Origin of the sequence: Eudoraea sp. (assembly GCF_049665975.1) — a bacterium.
Classification (GTDB): Bacteria; Bacteroidota; Bacteroidia; order Flavobacteriales; family Flavobacteriaceae; genus Eudoraea.
In genome coordinates this window covers 1-1,600 of sequence record NZ_JBATGR010000008.1, presented here as the reverse complement: position 1 = coordinate 1,600, position 1,600 = coordinate 1, and the positions used below count along the sequence as shown (strand labels likewise).

Below are 1,600 nucleotides of genomic sequence, written 5' to 3'. Positions count from 1 at the left end.
ACTTCTTGTACCTATCGTAATTATCAGGATCATAATAAAGTACCCCTTTGTCTCCTTTACTTCTGGCCAGTTGAAGCCTGGCACCAGGAGCATCAGATCTGCTGCTCCAAACAGATTGTTTAGAACTTCCTGAAATTACATAGGTACCATCTTCATTTACCGGCTCACCGGACTTAATTAAGATTAGTTTACCAGATACATCCAGGCCTTGATAGTCGGAGTAACCTTTATCTTCGATCCCGTAGCCGACATAAATAATTTCGTCAAAATTTCCTGCACTTGGTGCAAATGTTAAAAAGTCGGTTCCTAACTCATACTCCGTTTCTCCTGCCATTATTGAGCCCATGGGAACCTTAGGGAATTCTAGCGGCACTTTCTGCAAATAACTGCCATCTTCTTTAGCCGGGGGAATTTCCATGGCCTCATAATTTGTTTTAAGATAATCTACCGCTTTTTTTTGTCCGGGTTTCCCCGTTTCCCTACCCTCAAATTCATTTGAAGCATAGATATATAAATGTTCCTTAAGTTCTTTTTCTGTAATAGTTACGGCAAAGGCCTGGGGATCTGCTATTACCTCTGTCTGTGCAACACTTGTTTGTTCCCCGACTGTTTTCTGAGAAGAGTTACAGGCCACAAAAAGTGCAGAGACAATAAAAAGTATATTTTTCATAGTATTATTTTGCCGTATGTAATAAAATTCCACAAAAATAGTGAAAAGTAAGTGAATTGTAAGAACGATCACACTTGACTAATTATTTGAATCTCAGCCGTATAAAAAAAGCCGGTTACCGCATACCCATATTGCAAAACGAAGCTGGTTAGAAATTAATACTGAAAAATTAAATGTTGGCAGGTGTATTGTTAGATTTAAGCCATGAATTTTCAAGATTAAAACATAGAAATGTTCTTGCTGGATTCAGGTATTGTTGAATACAAATACTACTATTATCATACTTTTGTATATCATTTTAAAAAAAAACTTTAGTACTTTTGATTTCTGAGTTTTCCTTTTAAATTATTTAATTAATATTATCAAAACCGGGTTATGAAATTAGCATATTATACATATTTATTGATTTTTAGTTTTTTCTTGTTTGGCACAAATTTTAATTCGTATGCCCAGGAGCAGTCTCTTGGAGCAATGGTGTCCAAAACTGTAGGATTATATGTTTTTCCTGCGAAAGACCAGAGTGCCGCACAACAGGCAGATGATGAGTCTTATTGCTATAAGTGGGGTGTTCAGCAAAGTGGAATAGATCCTTTGAATCCTCCAAGTGTTCAGGCACAACAAGTAGAAACCGGACCAGATGGTTCTGCCATTAGAGGGGGAGCAAGAGGTGCCTTAGCAGGCGTAGCTATTGGAGCAATTGCCGGTGATGCGGGGAAAGGTGCTGCAATTGGTGCTGTGGCAGGAGGCCTGGGAGGTCGTAGAGCAAGCAGGGTAGGGCGATCACAGCAGCAACAGGCAAACAATCAGGCTGCCGGCCAGGCAGAAGCTGATATGATGAATAGCTTTAAAAAAGCATACAGTGCGTGCCTGCAGGGTAAAGGGTATACCGTAAACTAATAACCTAAACCATATAATTATTAAATCAATTAT

At 38.9% G+C, this 1,600-nt stretch carries 1 protein-coding gene and 1 pseudogene; one reads left to right on the top strand and one right to left on the bottom strand.

Annotated features, from left to right (window positions below):
• A pseudogene (locus tag WBN20_RS00375) lies at nt 1-670 on the bottom strand (peptidase); the annotation flags it as partial.
• A 375-nt stretch (nt 671-1,045) separates the two neighbouring features.
• Between WBN20_RS00375 and WBN20_RS00370 the strand changes: the two are divergent.
• Entirely contained in the window at nt 1,046-1,567 is a 522-nt protein-coding gene (locus WBN20_RS00370; RefSeq protein WP_424280304.1) for a glycine zipper domain-containing protein, read from the top strand.
• The last annotated feature ends 33 nt before the right edge of the window (nt 1,568-1,600 follow it).